This window comes from Staphylococcus sp. HMSC034C12, from assembly GCF_001835895.1.
GTDB lineage: Bacteria > Bacillota > Bacilli > Staphylococcales > Staphylococcaceae > Staphylococcus > Staphylococcus hominis.
This window is the reverse complement of the sequence record NZ_KV826304.1, coordinates 21,342-37,069: the sequence shown is the minus strand read 5'-3', so window position 1 is coordinate 37,069 and position 15,728 is coordinate 21,342. Positions and strand designations below refer to the sequence as shown.

General features: G+C 29.7%; 17 protein-coding genes. 3 read left to right on the top strand and 14 right to left on the bottom strand.

All coding sequences use genetic code 11. The annotated features are described in order from the left end of the window. The first annotated feature begins 59 nt into the window (after window positions 1-59). Both HMPREF2629_RS00200 and sarA read left to right on the top strand, forming a co-directional pair. Entirely contained in the window at window positions 60-998 is a 939-nt protein-coding gene (locus HMPREF2629_RS00200; protein WP_070813010.1) for an efflux RND transporter periplasmic adaptor subunit, read from the top strand. Between the two features lie 315 nt (window positions 999-1,313). Then, a complete protein-coding gene (sarA, locus tag HMPREF2629_RS00195) occupies window positions 1,314-1,688 on the top strand; it encodes a global transcriptional regulator SarA (RefSeq protein WP_002448898.1) in 375 nt (124 codons plus the stop codon). Between the two features lie 246 nt (window positions 1,689-1,934). On the opposite strand, the gene HMPREF2629_RS00190 is transcribed toward sarA, so the two are convergent. The 14 genes from HMPREF2629_RS00190 to adhP all read right to left on the bottom strand — a co-directional run bounded on the left by HMPREF2629_RS00190 (window position 1,935) and on the right by adhP (window position 14,238). Beyond that, window positions 1,935-2,750, bottom strand: coding sequence for an alpha/beta fold hydrolase (locus tag HMPREF2629_RS00190; RefSeq protein ID WP_048761254.1), 816 nt, complete (start codon window positions 2,748-2,750; stop codon window positions 1,935-1,937). Between the two features lie 159 nt (window positions 2,751-2,909). After that, the gene (locus HMPREF2629_RS00185) at window positions 2,910-3,626 is read right to left on the bottom strand and encodes a hypothetical protein (RefSeq protein WP_019834891.1); all 717 of its coding nucleotides are present in this window, start codon (window positions 3,624-3,626) and stop codon (window positions 2,910-2,912) included. Window positions 3,627-3,831: 205 nt separating this feature from the next. Further along, window positions 3,832-4,338 (bottom strand): SA0570 family protein, encoded by a 507-nt coding sequence (locus HMPREF2629_RS00180; RefSeq protein WP_017176032.1) that lies wholly within the window; start codon window positions 4,336-4,338, stop codon window positions 3,832-3,834. 132 nt (window positions 4,339-4,470) lie between these two features. Continuing rightward, on the bottom strand, window positions 4,471-5,265 hold the full coding sequence (locus tag HMPREF2629_RS00175; protein WP_017176033.1) for an alpha/beta fold hydrolase: 795 nt from the start codon (window positions 5,263-5,265) through the stop codon (window positions 4,471-4,473). Continuing rightward, a complete protein-coding gene (locus HMPREF2629_RS00170) occupies window positions 5,266-5,970 on the bottom strand; it encodes an HAD family hydrolase (RefSeq protein ID WP_017176034.1) in 705 nt (234 codons plus the stop codon). Window positions 5,971-6,028: 58 nt separating this feature from the next. After that, a complete protein-coding gene (locus tag HMPREF2629_RS00165) occupies window positions 6,029-6,985 on the bottom strand; it encodes a FecCD family ABC transporter permease (RefSeq protein WP_017176035.1) in 957 nt (318 codons plus the stop codon). Window positions 6,986-7,175: 190 nt separating this feature from the next. After that, complete coding sequence (locus HMPREF2629_RS00160; protein WP_048682710.1) at window positions 7,176-8,096, bottom strand: ABC transporter substrate-binding protein; 921 nt, start codon at window positions 8,094-8,096, stop codon at window positions 7,176-7,178. Between the two features lie 203 nt (window positions 8,097-8,299). Beyond that, window positions 8,300-8,803 (bottom strand): DUF805 domain-containing protein, encoded by a 504-nt coding sequence (locus tag HMPREF2629_RS00155; RefSeq protein ID WP_017176037.1) that lies wholly within the window; start codon window positions 8,801-8,803, stop codon window positions 8,300-8,302. 79 nt (window positions 8,804-8,882) lie between these two features. Beyond that, window positions 8,883-9,644: a MerR family transcriptional regulator gene (locus tag HMPREF2629_RS00150; protein WP_069723783.1), complete on the bottom strand. Its 762-nt coding sequence runs from the start codon at window positions 9,642-9,644 to the stop codon at window positions 8,883-8,885. Between the two features lie 90 nt (window positions 9,645-9,734). Next, the gene (locus tag HMPREF2629_RS00145) at window positions 9,735-10,382 is read right to left on the bottom strand and encodes an endonuclease III domain-containing protein (protein WP_017176039.1); all 648 of its coding nucleotides are present in this window, start codon (window positions 10,380-10,382) and stop codon (window positions 9,735-9,737) included. 80 nt (window positions 10,383-10,462) lie between these two features. Further along, entirely contained in the window at window positions 10,463-12,124 is a 1,662-nt protein-coding gene (gene argS, locus HMPREF2629_RS00140) for an arginine--tRNA ligase (RefSeq protein WP_002448884.1), read from the bottom strand. Next, on the bottom strand, window positions 12,121-12,537 hold the full coding sequence (locus HMPREF2629_RS00135) for a YwiB family protein (RefSeq protein WP_049413741.1): 417 nt from the start codon (window positions 12,535-12,537) through the stop codon (window positions 12,121-12,123). The genes argS and HMPREF2629_RS00135 overlap by 4 nt, the downstream gene beginning before the upstream one ends. 369 nt (window positions 12,538-12,906) lie before the next feature. Beyond that, window positions 12,907-13,047 carry a hypothetical protein gene (locus HMPREF2629_RS11100; RefSeq protein WP_002448878.1) on the bottom strand — a complete coding sequence of 47 codons (141 nt, stop codon included), beginning with the start codon at window positions 13,045-13,047 and terminating at the stop codon, window positions 12,907-12,909. A gap of 180 nt (window positions 13,048-13,227) precedes the next feature. Then, window positions 13,228-14,238, bottom strand: coding sequence for an alcohol dehydrogenase AdhP (gene adhP / locus HMPREF2629_RS00130; protein ID WP_002488591.1), 1,011 nt, complete (start codon window positions 14,236-14,238; stop codon window positions 13,228-13,230). A gap of 220 nt (window positions 14,239-14,458) precedes the next feature. Between adhP and larA the strand changes: the two genes are divergently transcribed. After that, window positions 14,459-15,727, top strand: a complete 1,269-nt coding sequence (larA, locus tag HMPREF2629_RS00125) for a nickel-dependent lactate racemase (RefSeq protein ID WP_070813009.1) — start codon at window positions 14,459-14,461, stop codon at window positions 15,725-15,727. Window position 15,728 lies beyond the last annotated feature (1 nt).

Below are 15,728 nucleotides of genomic sequence, written 5' to 3'. Positions count from 1 at the left end.
TTGTATTTAGCTCTAAACTTGTATAATAAATGCATATTAATGTTTAGAGGTGATTATATTTGAAAAAGTTTTTATCCCCTTTACCAATAATGGTAACCCTCCTCCTTCTCCTTATTATTTCGTTTGGATTTTATATTTATTATAAGATTCCTAAAACTACTCATTTAAGCAAAATAGAAACGATGACTGTAAAACCACATTACTCTCTTTCTTTTCAAGGCGTTCAGCAAGCTAAACAAAGTTATACACTTTATTATGAGCCCTCATTAGGTATTAGTTCAGATATTCTAGTAAAAAATAATGAAACTATATCTAAAGATACCCCCATATTTAAATATTATAATCCACACATTGAAAAACATATTCTTGCAAAAAAGAATCTTTTATCTTCAATACAACACTCAAATAAAATATCCTCCGATAACTTCAACCAACAAGTTCAATTATCTAATGATATACTCAACTTACAGCAACAACTTCAAACACGTATTTATGCTCCTATTAAAGGTCGAGTCACTGTACTTCACCCTTTCCCTTCAAAATCTCATACTGAAATTATGCAAATTAATAGTGATGAACGAATCATTCGTGCTAAAATCAATGAATCTCAACTCAAACAGCTTAAAAATAATCAACTTGTTCAAGTTTCTATTAAAGATACTAGGCAATTTGAAGGAAAAATTTTATCTATTTCTTCTATTCCTTATAAAACTGAGTCATCTTTCTCTTTTTATAACGTAGATATTTCTACAGATCCTTCCTACCCTATTGGATACCATTTTGATCTTCACTTAGGAACAACAGAATATGAATTACCCAATAAAGTCATTTACAATAAAAATTATGTTCTAGTTATACATAATAAAAAAATTATAAAAAGAAACATTAAATATATTAAAAGTAAAAAAAGTGGGTATATTATGGTATCCAATGGATTAAATATTGGTGATAAAATTATTACGCATCCTTCTACATCTTTATTAGAAAGCACCGAATAATCTTTTATTTTAGTATATTAAACTTTAATTTTATAATATGGAGTATCATAATAATTGTTCTTAATTAAATCTTTTATAAAATTTGCTTATTTTTATAAACAAAGTATTAATTAATCAAAATATTGTTTTATTAAGTGCATTTTCGTTTACTTTCTAATTTTATTTAGTTATAATTAACTAAATAAAATAGAATTAAATTAATTTATTTAATCTAAATTATTAATAGCTTTTTTAAACTAATAGTTGACGTTATATATAGATAAATTTAACGGATGCATAAAAAATAGAAAGAATATTAGTTGGGGAGGTCTTAAAATGGCTATTTCAAAAATTAATGACTGCTTTGAATTATTAGCAATGATTACTTATGCAGATAAATTAAAAAGCATTATTAAAAAAGAATTTTCAATTAGCTTTGAAGAATTTGCTGTTTTAACTTATATTAGTCAAAGTAAAGAAGAAGAGTATTATTTAAAAGATATTATTAATCACTTAAACTACAAGCAACCTCAAGTAGTAAAAGCAGTGAAAAATTTATCTCAAGAAGATTACTTCGATAAAAAACGTAATGAGCATGATGAAAGAACAGTATTGATTCTTGTAAATGCAACGCAACGTACAAAAATTGATGAATTACTTAATAGAGTTAACAAACGAATCGAAGAAGCTAATAAAGAAACAGAATTATAATAGTAAACCCTAAAGAGACTAGAACTTAAAAAAACCTAGAATAATAGCCCGTAGATAACATTCGTCTACGGGCCTCTTTTATAGCCATAATTCATATTATATGATGTTGTTTTCTGTAAAATAACTTCATTCTAATATTTATAAACATTGTTTAATAATTTTTTTATATCTAGAACCCCACCCTTTAGGTTGTTCTGTTTCCTTAGATATTCTATTGTAGATCATTTTGACTCTATGCTTATAATTTTATATCAATAAATTTGTAGTATGAGATGCATCATTTTTTTCTACAAAATTTAAATATAATGTTAAAAATTTCTCTTCTTCTTCTATATGAGGTGCATGCCCTGAGTCATTAAATAAAACATAATTTATATTTTTAAATTGATTTTCAAATTGTTGATTCTCTTTATTGATAATAATTGGGTCATAACGTCCTTCTACTATCATAGTTGGAACATTGATTTCATGTGTGACTGTATTTGATTGATTCTCTGTATCTAATAAGGCTCTTGATGCTACTGCACTATCTTCATCGTCTTGTTTACTATATAAACGTTGACGTTGAAACCACTTCATTGCAACGTCACTTTTTTTGTAAATATATGGAAATAATATAAGTAACGCTTCAGATTTATTAAACCCCGCTACTTTATCTTGGTGCTCAATCATTAATTTTGTAAAACCATGGACAATATCTTCAGATTTAGAAGATATAATTGTTAAAGATCGCACTTTCTCTTTATATTTTTCGGTAAAAGCTTGTGCAATAATTCCACCCATATCATGTCCTAATAAATGTGCGCTTTTAATACCTAATTGTTGCATTAACATAGTTAAATCTTTAATGTGATCATTTAAGTTATAACTCGTAGGATGTGTAGATTTCCCATGACCTCTCACATCGTAAACAATGACTCTATAGTGTTTTTTCAACTCTTTTTTTAATGAGTAAAACCCAGCTAAATTACCATCTAAACCATGAATTAAAATAACGGGAATGCCTGTACCTGCATCTTGATAAGCTATCTTTATTTGATTAGACGTTTCAATTTTTTTCATATCGGCACCTCCCTTAGTATTTACTATACCCACTAAAACATATTTAACGCTATAAACATGCATACAATTAATTATTTTTTTATTTAAAAATTTTTATATAATTTAAATAAAAAAAACTCAACCCTATTAATCAAGGTTGAGTTAAAATCATATATTTTATTAAATACTTCTTCTAGATGATAATCGTATAGTATATGTAACAATTAGTACGACGATAATAATCCAAATGATAAGTGAAACAGTTTGAGCGACATTTGAATTTACAATAACAGCATCAATTGTCTTTTGAGAGAATAATAAACCTACTGCTGTATATTCTAATCTTTTAAAAATAACCCCGCATAAACTCATTATAAGTCCCATAAAGAAAATAAATTGATGACTATACATAGTAATAGGAACAATGCCTATAGTGAGATTAAATGCACGCATAATAATAAGAATTAAAGCAATAATTGCAATCATATAGCCTATGATTATCTCTGTGCGATTACTATATAAATATTTTTTTCGAGCAATTTGTATATGAATAAAAATAGTAATCGGGAAAATAACAATACAATAAAACAAAGATAATATAGTTGCAGCTTGGAATGGAACGTATTGCTTATCATATAAATATGAAATTAAAATAAAATTGATAATAAAAAATATAATAGGATTCAATTGTAAACCAAATAAATTTCGTTGAATAATTAGGATAATTTGAGCCGTTGATTTCCCTCTAAAATCAAGATAATCTTGCTTTTTTTCTTCAGATTTTTTAAAGTCATTACGTATATTTTCTTTAATGTCATCGATAAGTTTAGGGGGCATGCCTTTATGAGTAAAATAATCATTCACATTTTCAAGTAATACTTTATCGTTTGATCGCATATGTTGCTCCTTTATCAAATGTAAGTTTTAAAATACATTCAATTTATTCATTTCAACATTTTATCATAGATTTCAATTGATTTCTTTTCATAAAAAGAAGTAGGATAACGAATCCCAGATTGAATTCGTTATCCTACTTCTATATATTTCATTACCTTTTAAATGAAATGGATTATACGTCACTTTAACTAACTACTTCATTACATTATTTATTAATATCAATACGATATAATTTTAATACTTTGTCTTTAGGTGAGCTTGAACCAAATTGATAGCTTGTTTTACCGTTTTGAATATAAGCAAAATTGCCACTTACACTATTATATTGAACACGTTTAATGGCTCTTTTACCTACGCTTTGTGCTACTTTTTGATAAGTTGGACCATTGGCTTGATTATAAGTCATTGATACTCTAGTCACATAACCAGTATTTTTTTTACCGATGGCAGTAACAACTAATACGCCTTTATTTGTATGGAATTCATAATATTTTTCTTGATTATTTGGATTATATGAATAAATAGGTGTGCCATAGTGATTAATAACATTTTTAATTGATTCACCTATTGTCACATTTTCTAATGTTTTTTGACCTTGAGTTAATTGTTGTACAGTCTGAATCGAATTACCACTAGCTGCTTCAGCATGATTATAGCCTACTCCTGTCATTACTAGTCCTGAAACTAATAGGGCTGTTGCTAACTTTTTCATAAGCACTCACTCCTTTTTCTTTTATGCTTAATTACAGTATACCCTATCCATTACAAAAATAACAGAAATATTACAAAAACATTACAAAATATTTCTTTTTTATAATCCATTCATTTTGGTAAATAATATTATTTAGTGTTGAGGCATATGTTTTTTTATAAAAGGTGTCACATCATGGATAAACTTCTCTTGTTCTTCTTCAAAAGGATACATGCTTGACTTCGAATACACTTCAAAATGTACATTTCCTATTAAATCTGCTACTTCTTTAGATTCAAGAGATGTTATTCTTTCTCCATACGCACTTGCAACTATAAATGTGGGTTTAGTGATGTACTCAAATACTTCTGCAATTCCTCTTTGTTTAAATACTTCATCTACTGCTTCTGTCTCTTCTTTAGTAGAAATTGAATTAGTATCTTCGACATTTTTTAAGAACTTATTCACTTTACGATGTTTATAATAGCGATGTTTATCTAAAAACTTCTCTTGTTTATCTTCATTCCAGTTACGGATTTTATGTGCGTATTTTCTAAACAATCGTTCTTCTGGTAACTCTCCTTCAATAGATGTCGGATTGATCATTGTTAACGAAGAGACATACTCTGGATATTGCTTTGATAAATGCGCAATAATTGTAGCACCCATTTCATGGCCAATAAAAGCCGCTTGATCTATGTAGAGATAATCTAATAATAAAATAATATCATCTGCAAATTCATTGAATTTAATATGTCGTGGTTTATCTGAATATCCATGACCACGTAAATCCAATAATACGACTTGAAATGTTTTTGAAAGTGCATGAGCTAAATTTTGAAAAATTGAAGCATTTTCAAACGCAGTATGTACAAGCACTACTGGGTATCCTTGTCCCATAGTATTGTAATTTAATGTAAATCCACCTTTTCTTGTAAATAATTCCATTTAATTATCTCCTTTTTTTTGTTTATTTATGGATAAAATCGTTAAGAGCTCTTCTATTGTTGTAATGATATAATCTACTTCTTCTTCTAAAGGTTCTAATTCAGCATTTTCTTGTTTATACCAAACGCTTACCATTCCCATAGCACGTGCAGGAGCAACATCATTTAAGGCATCATCTCCAACATACATAATTTCTTCTGGTAAAACGCCGAGTTGATCAATCATATCTTCAAAAATACGTGGGTGAGGTTTGCGATAACCTACTGTTTCAGAAGTTGATAAATAATTAATCACGTGTTCTATTCCTAATGAATAAATCCGAAATTGTTTAATCTTTGATTTCCCGTTTGCAATTACACCGAGTAAATAATCATGCTCTGACAACTTTTCAAGTGTGTATAATGTATCGTAGTATGGAAATACATATCGATAGAAATGCATTTCGAAATCATGAAATAAATCTTTCCATTTCAATCTATCGATGTGAAATTGTTTTATTATCTCCTTATATACATAAGGTTTATCGTTATCTTCATCATCATCTAATTCTATAAATTTATGTTTAAAGTCAGCAAGTTGTACATGTACAAAATAATCATGAAAACGTTCATATTGTTCTTCTATAAATTTATCTCGAGACTTAGTTCTATCCAATAATGTGCCTTCTAAATCGAACACAACTGCTTTGATTTGGCTTAAGTCCATTTTTATTTACCTCTTATCACTATAATTATTCTTATTTTAATAATTTTTGTTCACTTCACTAACGTGTTGTATTAGATTGAGTGACTAAAATATAAAATAATATGGGTATCCCAACAAGTGACAAAATAATACTTGCTGGAATTTGCACTGGATTAATAACAATCTTCCCTACAACATCAGCGAATAGCATCGTTAATGCACCTATCAATATGTTTAATGTCATTTGTATAGCAAGACTATATTGAAAATAATATCGTCTAATTAATTGAGGTACAATGATGCCAATAAAACCTATAACACCTATAAACGCTACTGCTATAGCTGTCATAATAGATGTTAACAAAAGTACAATAAATGTTATCCATTGCACATTTAACCCTAGAGACTTACTTTTAGCTTCTCCTAATTGCAAGAGCTTAATTGGTGTAACTAAACTATATATCACAATAATGATTGGCAAAGAAACCATTGTAATATAAACGAGCTCATTCATTTCGGCATTCGCAAATCCTCCGAAATAATAGGCTAACATACGATTCGTACGTTCTGGTTTAATGAGTGTAAGTATATATATTAATGCATTAAAAAAAGCGCCTACCATAAGTCCAGATATGATGAGTACTCTAATTGGAAAATTTCTAGACAATACGATTGTCATTATAACAACAAGTAAAAGTGTCGTGATACTAAAAATGATAGAAAAAATTGGAATAAATAGAAAAGATACACCTAAAAATATAGCTAAACTTGATCCAAAAGTCGCTCCACTCGCTAAACCAAGTGTAAAGCTATCTGCTAAAGGATTATTTAATACCGTTTGAAATAATTGACCCGTCAACGTTAATATGGCTCCTACCATAAGTGCCTCAAATGTTCTAGGAACTCTAACCTTAAAAAAAATCATTTGATTAAATGCTTGATGTAATGACCCTAAACCCCAAAAAAGACTTATAGCTATTATAATACATAAGCAAAGTGTCCAAACTGAAAATGTTAAATATAGATGTCGTTTCATTTCCACTCACATTTCAATTATTATTTATTTCTTATATTACAATGAATATATCCTTACTACTAATTAAAATAAGATTACAAAATGATTCTTTCTCTGCTTTGCTAAACTTACAAGAATATATGTTGTATAAAAAGCCTACAACATTGTCAATATCGTTGTAGGCTTTTGAAAAGTCTCTCATCTTAACGTTTTAACGTTTATAAATTGCATCACGTAATTCTTTCATACCCTCATCAATACGAGGTCCTGGTCGTGAAATTTCGTCACCATTGACTGTTTCCACACGTTCATTTTTTACTGCGTTGACTTCAGAGAAACCATCACGTTCTTTAATCACTTCATAATATTCTTCTTTTGAAATACCTTCAGTTGAAATTAAAATATCAGGATTTTTTCTAATAATACTTTCTTTATCTACTGCTTTCCATCCACTAACATTTGAAAATACATTTTTTGTATCTAGTTTTTCTATCATATCATTGAAAAAGGTTTCTTTTCCTGCTGTATATATTTCGGGTTTTGAAGACACTTCTATAAAAACACTCTGTTTTTTATGATGTGCTGGAATGGATTCAATTACTTTTTGAACATTATCTTTTGTTTCTTTGACTAACTGTTTCGCCTCTTTTTCACGATGCGTCACTTTACCTACTTGCTCAAATGAATCGTAGACTTGATTTAAAGACTGAGCGTCTTTAACATATACTACCTTCACACCACTATCAGCTAAACTATCAAGTGTTTTTTTAGCAGATGATTTTTGAGATTCATGAGCTAAAATCAAATCAGGTTTAGCTTTTAAGAGTGCTTCCTTATTTAAATTCATTGCATCAAATTGTTGCTTGCCTTTTTTCACGTTTTTTGGATAATCATCAACTGTTGATACACCTATAATATTTTTTCCAAGACCAAGTCTATATAATATTTCAGTATTACTTGGAATCAAAGATATAATACGATGATATGTATGAGTATTATTATTGTGATCCGTTGTTTTTTGCTCAGTTGAATGCGTAGAATGATGTCCTTTTTCACTCGATTGATTTTGTCCACATGCTGCTAAAACTAATACTAATGTAAATAAAATAATCCACAGCTTCTTATTGTTCATTTATAAACAATACCTTCCTTTCACAATTTTGTTTATTTCATATATTTATCATACCAAATTATTTATATCATTAATTTAATTCTATAAATTTTTATTGTGTAATTTTATATTATTGGTTAAACTTAATGATTTAATTCTATTTCAAAATAAAAAAAGAAGGAAACAGATTTCAAAATACATTCTGTATCCTTCCTGTTTTCATACTATACAGTAGCTATTTTAGGATTTGGGCCATACTTATTTGTCCCCTCATCACTATCTTTTATTGTAAATGCAAAAGTAATCACAAGAATAATAAGTAAGACTAAAGACATCGCTGCCACCATAATTCCTAATTCAAGCGCAATCATTCCGTTGAAAAAACCATCAATTGAAATACCGTATGTTCTATCTACAATACTTGAAATTTTTCTGATTGATGTAAAAATTAAAATAATAAGAGGTAGAACCATTGTGTGCCCTGTATCATGTAAACGACGTACCGTCATCGTAAACGTTCCTATAAAAATAATGATATCAATGATTTCATACACAATATCAAAAAATGTATGCCCTCCATTTAACCCCAAAGTAATGATATTAAAAAGTAAACTCATAATCACTAAAATAATACAATTAGCTAAAATAGCAAACCAATAATGGCGTCTTCTAGTTCGACTTTTTATATTAAAATAATTTTGCCAAAATAATTTGAACGCTTCTATCATGTTTAAGCTCCTTTTATTCATCAGATATATTATATATATATATATCATCACATATTATAGAACTTAAAAACATCTTTTATTAAATATCATTTCGAATCGCATCAGCAATATACTGATTTAAATTATCGTGTCGTTTGTTATTAATTGTTTTAGCAAATCGCTCATCATTCTCATAAATCGAGGCAATATATTCTAAAAATTGTTCATCTACGTTAGGTACTTGTGTTCGAAGAATATCTTTTAGTTCAGAAATTGCTTGTTTAACCTGTACATGATTTATTTTATAGTTTGCAATAAATAATTCATTCATTTTATCAAAGAATGAATGTAACCTCTCCATTGTTTTCTTATTTTTTTGTTGTTTTTCTGTAGAATTCAATCGTTTTTGATTCTCTTTAAAAGCTTGATAATAAGGAGTATGACTATATTTCATTTCAGCTTCTTTCTCATATTGATTCTGTATATTATCATTATTCCATTTACTCATATTAATCTCCTCTTTTCTATGATTAACGAGATGATGATTAAGAAAATGAATCATTTTGTTTAATTGATCTCTTTGTGCAACAATACGCTGATAATTATTTTCTAATATTATATTTTTCTCTTCTATACTGTTACTAAAATAAAGTTGAATATCTGCTAATGATAAATTCAGTTCCCTTAGAAATTGAATGGTCTGTAATTTAGAGATGTCCTTAGAAGAATAATAACGATAACCATTAGATGCAATATAAGTGGGCACAAGCAACTCGATTTCATGGTAATAATGAAGTGTGCGTTTAGTTACTTCGGTAATTTGACTCACGTCATTGGGTGTAAAATATGCCTGATTTTCCATTCTGACATCCTGCCTTTTTCTTAATCTATTTGATTCACTACTCTTTTCATCTCTCTATAAAAGAGACTAAGCTATGACGTCACGTCAAGGTCAATCCATTTTTGTAAAATATTGATCTAAGAAATGATATCTTTGTTCAATGGAACCATTAAAATAATTTTTTCCAAAGTTATCTAGTAAAGCATGAAATTCATTTGCATCTTGATTTGTAAAGTTTGAAGGTAATTCTACATATCTTTTTAATTTATCGTAATTCTCAGTATTGGCATAACCGAGTTTTTTATATAATCGACGTGTATAATGATCAGGAATAAATTCGACCCTCTCAAAAATATAAACTAGCAATACATCTGCTGTTTCACTTCCAATACCGTGTAGCTTAAGTAATTCATTTCTTAAATGTTCTCCATATACTTCATTAATCTTGCAATAATCAAACTGATATTGATTTAACCAGTTGAATAATGTAGAAATTGCTTTTGATTTATTGTTATAGAAACCACTAGAGCGGATTAATATTTTTAGTTCTTCTATCGGCAGATTTAATATGTTTTGCGGTTCAAAATGGGTTGCTTCTTTCAGCCGTCTAAGAGAAAGTGCAGCATTATTCCAGTTTGTATTTTGAACTAATATAGCACCTAATATCATCTCTTCACGTGTATCTGCTGGCCACCATCCTTGAGGCCCCATATGTTTTAATAATGCTTTGTAAAGTTGTTCTGTAGTCATCATTGACATCTTTTTACCTTTCTATAGAAAATAAACACCTTCACAAATAAGTATTCGTAAAGGTGCTTTTTAACTTAAAAGTATCTATATTACATTGATTCTGGTGCTGATACACCCACTAATGCTAATGCATTGTGTAATGTAATTTTAACAGCTTCAATAAGAGCAACATGTGCTTTTGTTTTTTCAATATCATCAGATAATACCTTTTCAGCATTATAGAATTTATGGAATGCTGAAGCTAGGTCTTGAATATAATTAGTTAATCGATGTGGTGCACGACTTTCAGCAGCACTTTCAATTGTAGGCTCAAACTCTGCTACTTTCTTCAACAAATCAATCGCTTTTTCATTTGTAATGGTACTAAAATCAGCGTTTTTGTCTATTTCAATACCTTTTTCTTTAGCTTGTTTTAAAATTGAACAAATACGTGCATGTGCATATTGTGCATAATAAATTGGATTATCTTGCGATTGCTCTTTTGCAAGTTCCAAATCAAAATCAAAGTGCGAATCAGGACTACGCATTGTTAAGAAATAGCGCGCCGCATCAATGCCTACTTCATCCATAATTTCACGTAACGTAATTGCATTACCTGTACGTTTACTCATTTTAACTTCTTCGCCATTTTGCATTAAACGAACCATTTGCATAATTTGAATTTCTAAACGATCGCTATCTACACCAAATGTTTCTAAACTTGCTTTTAAACGATTAATATAACCATGATGATCTGCACCCATTAAATCAATTAAAATATCATTGCCACGATTAATTTTATTGTAGTGATACGCTGTATCAGGTGTAAAGTACGTATAGTTACCATCTTTTTTGATTAGTACTCTATCTTTATCATCCTTAAAGTCTGACGTACGTAACCAAGTGGCACCATCTGCTTCATACGTATAGCCTAACTCATGCATTTTTTCTAATGTATTATCAATCGCACCATTTTCGTATAGTGATGTTTCACTAAACCAATTATCAAAATGAACATTAAAATCTGATAAATCTTTTTTCAATTTATCCATTTCATAATCAACACCCAGTTGTCTAAATGTTTTTAAGCGTTCTTCATCAGAGTAATCTTTCATTTCTGGATGTTTTTTGGCTAAGTCTTTACCAATTTCGACTATGTCTTTACCATTATACCCATCAGCTGGCATTTCATGACTTGTATCCCCTAATGCCTCAAAGAAGCGTGTTTCAATTGAACGTGCTAAATTTGTAATTTGATTACCAGCATCATTAATATAATATTCACGTGTTACATCGTAACCTGCTGCAATTAAAATATTTGCTAGTGAATCACCTACAGCAGCATTTCGAGCATGTCCAATATGTAAGTCACCAGTTGGATTTGCTGATACATATTCTAATAATATTTTTTTGTTTTTTGGTTCTTCTGCATAACCAAATTTATCACCTTTTTGAATTGCTTCTGAGATGACAGCTGTTAAATATTGATTATCTAAATAAAAATTGATAAATCCTGGCCCAGCGATATCTACTTGTTTTACATTTGCTTTACTTGTATCTAAATTGTCTACAATAGCTTGAGCAATATCGCGTGGATTACGTTTAGCAATTTTAGTTAAGACCATTGCAATATTAGTAGAATAGTCTCCATTTTTAGTATCTTTAGGGATTTCAACTTTAATTTCAGGAATATCTTCTGCTAGATTTGCTTTTTTTATACTTGCTTCAATTTCTTGTATTAAAGTTTTCTTTACTTTTTCAATAATATTCATTCGCCTATCTCCTTATACTTAATTTCATATTGATATGAGCCCATTTTTTCGTCATTTTGATGTAATTCGTATTGTATTTTTAATTTCCCACCATTTTCATTTACAAAATGTAAAATATTCTTAGTTCTTACTATTAATGGAATGCGTCCTGCTGGTATAGTGTAAAGTGTTGTAGTGTCCTTACCTTCAACGAAGTGTAAGTTCATATTGATATCACCTTTACGTATCAACTTCACGCCATTGTCTTCAATTTTAATTGTTACATTAACAATTGCACTTTCAATTTGTTCTTGATATCGAATATAATCGGCATGTTTTTGTTGCCATGATCCTTGAGAAGAAAACTCAAATGTTTGTTTTTCTCCATTTTGTTTTAAGACTTGTTTCGTTTGAATGTGTATATTCTTATCCAACGTGTGACTCACCTTAATCTTTAAAATATTACACCACATTATAGCATAAATCCTATAGTGCTTGAAGTTAACAAAATTCTATCAACATTAGTTAAATAGTTATCATAACAACGTCAGTAAAACAAAAGTCATTTTGCGTTCATTGTCCCATTTAAGTCCTTTCCCCAACTTACGTTACCCGTTGACTTTCTCTTTGAAAGTCTTTGTGTTGGGGCCCTGCTACAATTAAAAAATCTTGATATCCTGTGTTTTTAATTTAATTATCTACTTCTATGTAATGAAAAAGAGTCTAAGACGCTTATTTTTTAAGTCTCAGACTCTATTTTTCCAAGCTATTATGTTTTGAATGTCACCATTAGTATCATGGTATTACTTTTTTCTTTCTAATATGTCTGCTTTTGATTCAAGTTCAACAATATCATAATGATACTTTTCTAAAAGTGTTCTATATTTATAGAAGAAAATGATGCCGAAACCGATTGATGATACAAATAATAAGATATTTTTCATTTGTTGTCCTCTTTACTCCATAAATTAGATATAATCTTTTAAATAATTATATCATTAAATAACATTTCTTAATAACTAAATTAGATTAACTGTACCTTATTTCCCAGAAATAAATACTTTTGCTTCACTATCTTCTCCGCATCTATGAAATAAAACCTTTATATATTTTTTATTAATATATTAGAATTTAATTACCATTCGACCTGTAATAGTTCCTTTTTCCATTTCTTCAAAAATATCATTTATTTCTTCTAATTCACGTGTTTGAACTTTAGGTATAACCTTACCTTCAGCAGCAAATTGAAATGCTTCTTTTAAGTCTTGTCGTGTTCCCACTAAAGAACCTACCACTTCGATACCATCGAGAACTAAACGAGGAATTTCTAAATCCATTTTTTCAACAGGTAAACCAACCGCTACAACACGCGCGCCAGCTTTAACAACATCTACTGCTTGATTAAATGGCGTTTTAGCTACAGCTGTAATTACTGTTGCATCAAGTCCTTTTTCATCAGTTAATTTATTAACTTCTTCAACAGCATCTTGATTTTTTGTGTTAACAACTGCATCTGCACCTAGTTCTTTCGCAAAATTTAATTTATCGTCACTAATATCAAAAGCAACCACTTTAGCGTTGAATACATTTTTCGCATATTGTAATGCTAAGTTACCTAAACCACCAATACCGAATATCCCAATCCATTGACCTGGTTGAATTTGACTTACTTTAACTGCTTTATATGTGGTTACGCCTGCACATGTAATTGAAGACGCTGCTGCTGGATCTAAAGTTTCAGGTACTTTAACTGCATAGTCTGCTGTAACAATTACTTGTTCCGCCATCGCACCATCAACTGTATAACCTGCATTTTTCACATTACGACATAAAGTTTCACGGCCTGTTGTGCAATATTCACAATGACCACAGCTTTCAAATAACCAAGCAATAGAAACGCGATCACCTACTTTTAAAGATGTCACATCATCTGCTATTTTGATTACACGTCCAATACCCTCATGTCCTAAAGTTCGACCTGTTACATCTCCGAAATCTGCATTTTTAATGTGTAAATCTGTGTGACATACACCACAATACTCTGTTTGAACTAAAGCCTCACCTGGTTCTAAGTTACGTAATTCTTTGTTTTCCACATTTACTTTATGATTATGCGTTACTACTGCTGCTTTCATGGCAAATCACTCCTTATTCAATATAATTACAACCTAACTTCATTATATGTAAATGCTTACAAAAATGGAAATATTTTACTTTTTATGATTAATTATTTAATTACTTATATTTCTATTAATTTCCTTTAATTAAAAAACGAGCATTAAATATGCTATACTTTTAATTGTAATAAACATATAATTTACTATTTATCATCATGACTTATTGGAGGGGAAAACTGTGAAAACACATGTTTTATATGGGAAATCCGAAGTTGAAGTCGAAGTGCCGGATGATAGTACAGTCATAGAACCACAAAATATCGAGGCCCTTGAAGATTATACTTCAGCAATTCAAAATGTCTTAAGACATCCTACTGGCTCAAAGCCATTAAAAGAATTAGTAAATAAGGATGATATTGTTTCAATAGTCATAAGCGATATTACACGTCCAACACCTAACCATATACTGGTCCCCCTACTCATTGAAGAATTAAATCACGTTCCTCGTGAAAATTTCGTCATTATTAATGGCACAGGAACACATCGTGATCAAACACGTGATGAATTAATTCAAATGTTAGGAGAAGATATCGTTGATTCTGTTAAAATCGTTCAGAATCACTGCAATGAAAAAGAAAATCTTACTAAAGTTGGACACAGTAAATATGGTTGCAATGCTTACTTAAATAAAGACTATGTAGCATCTGATTTTAAAATTGTTACTGGCTTTATCGAACCTCACTTCTTTGCAGGTTTTTCTGGTGGACCTAAAGGAATCATGCCTGGCATCGCTGGTCTTGAAACCATTCAAACATTTCATAATGCAAAAATGATTGGTGATCCAAGATCGACTTGGGGAAACCTAGAAGATAATCCTGTTCAAGATATGGCACGTGAAGTTAATAAAATGTGTAAACCAAACTTTATGTTAAATGTCGCTTTAAATAAAGATAAACAAATCACTGCAGCTTTTGGTGGTGATGTATTTGAAGCTCATAAAGAAGGGTGTGCATATGTTAAAGAACATGCCATGTTTAAATGTGATGATCGCTTTGATGTTGTCATTGCTTCAAATTCTGGTTATCCACTCGATCAAAATTTATATCAAACCGTTAAAGGTATGAGTGCGGCAAGTAAAGTTGTTAAAAAAGATGGGAATATTATTATGGTTTCAGAATGTGCAGATGGTTTTCCAGACCATGGTAAATTTGCTGAAATTTTCAAAATGGCTGATACACCGCAAGGTATCTTAGATTTAATTCATGATCCAAACTTTTCAGAGGTTGACCAATGGCAAGTACAAAAACAGGCAAGCATTCAAACCTTCGCAAATGTGTATGTTTACTCAGAACTTACTGACCAACAATTAAAAGATTCAATGTTAAATCCTACTTCAAATATTGAAAAAACAATTGCTGATTTAGAAGAACAGTATGGTCGTAAATTGAGTATTGGTGTAATGCCACAAGGACCCTTGACAATTCCTTATGTAGAAGATGAAGACTAAT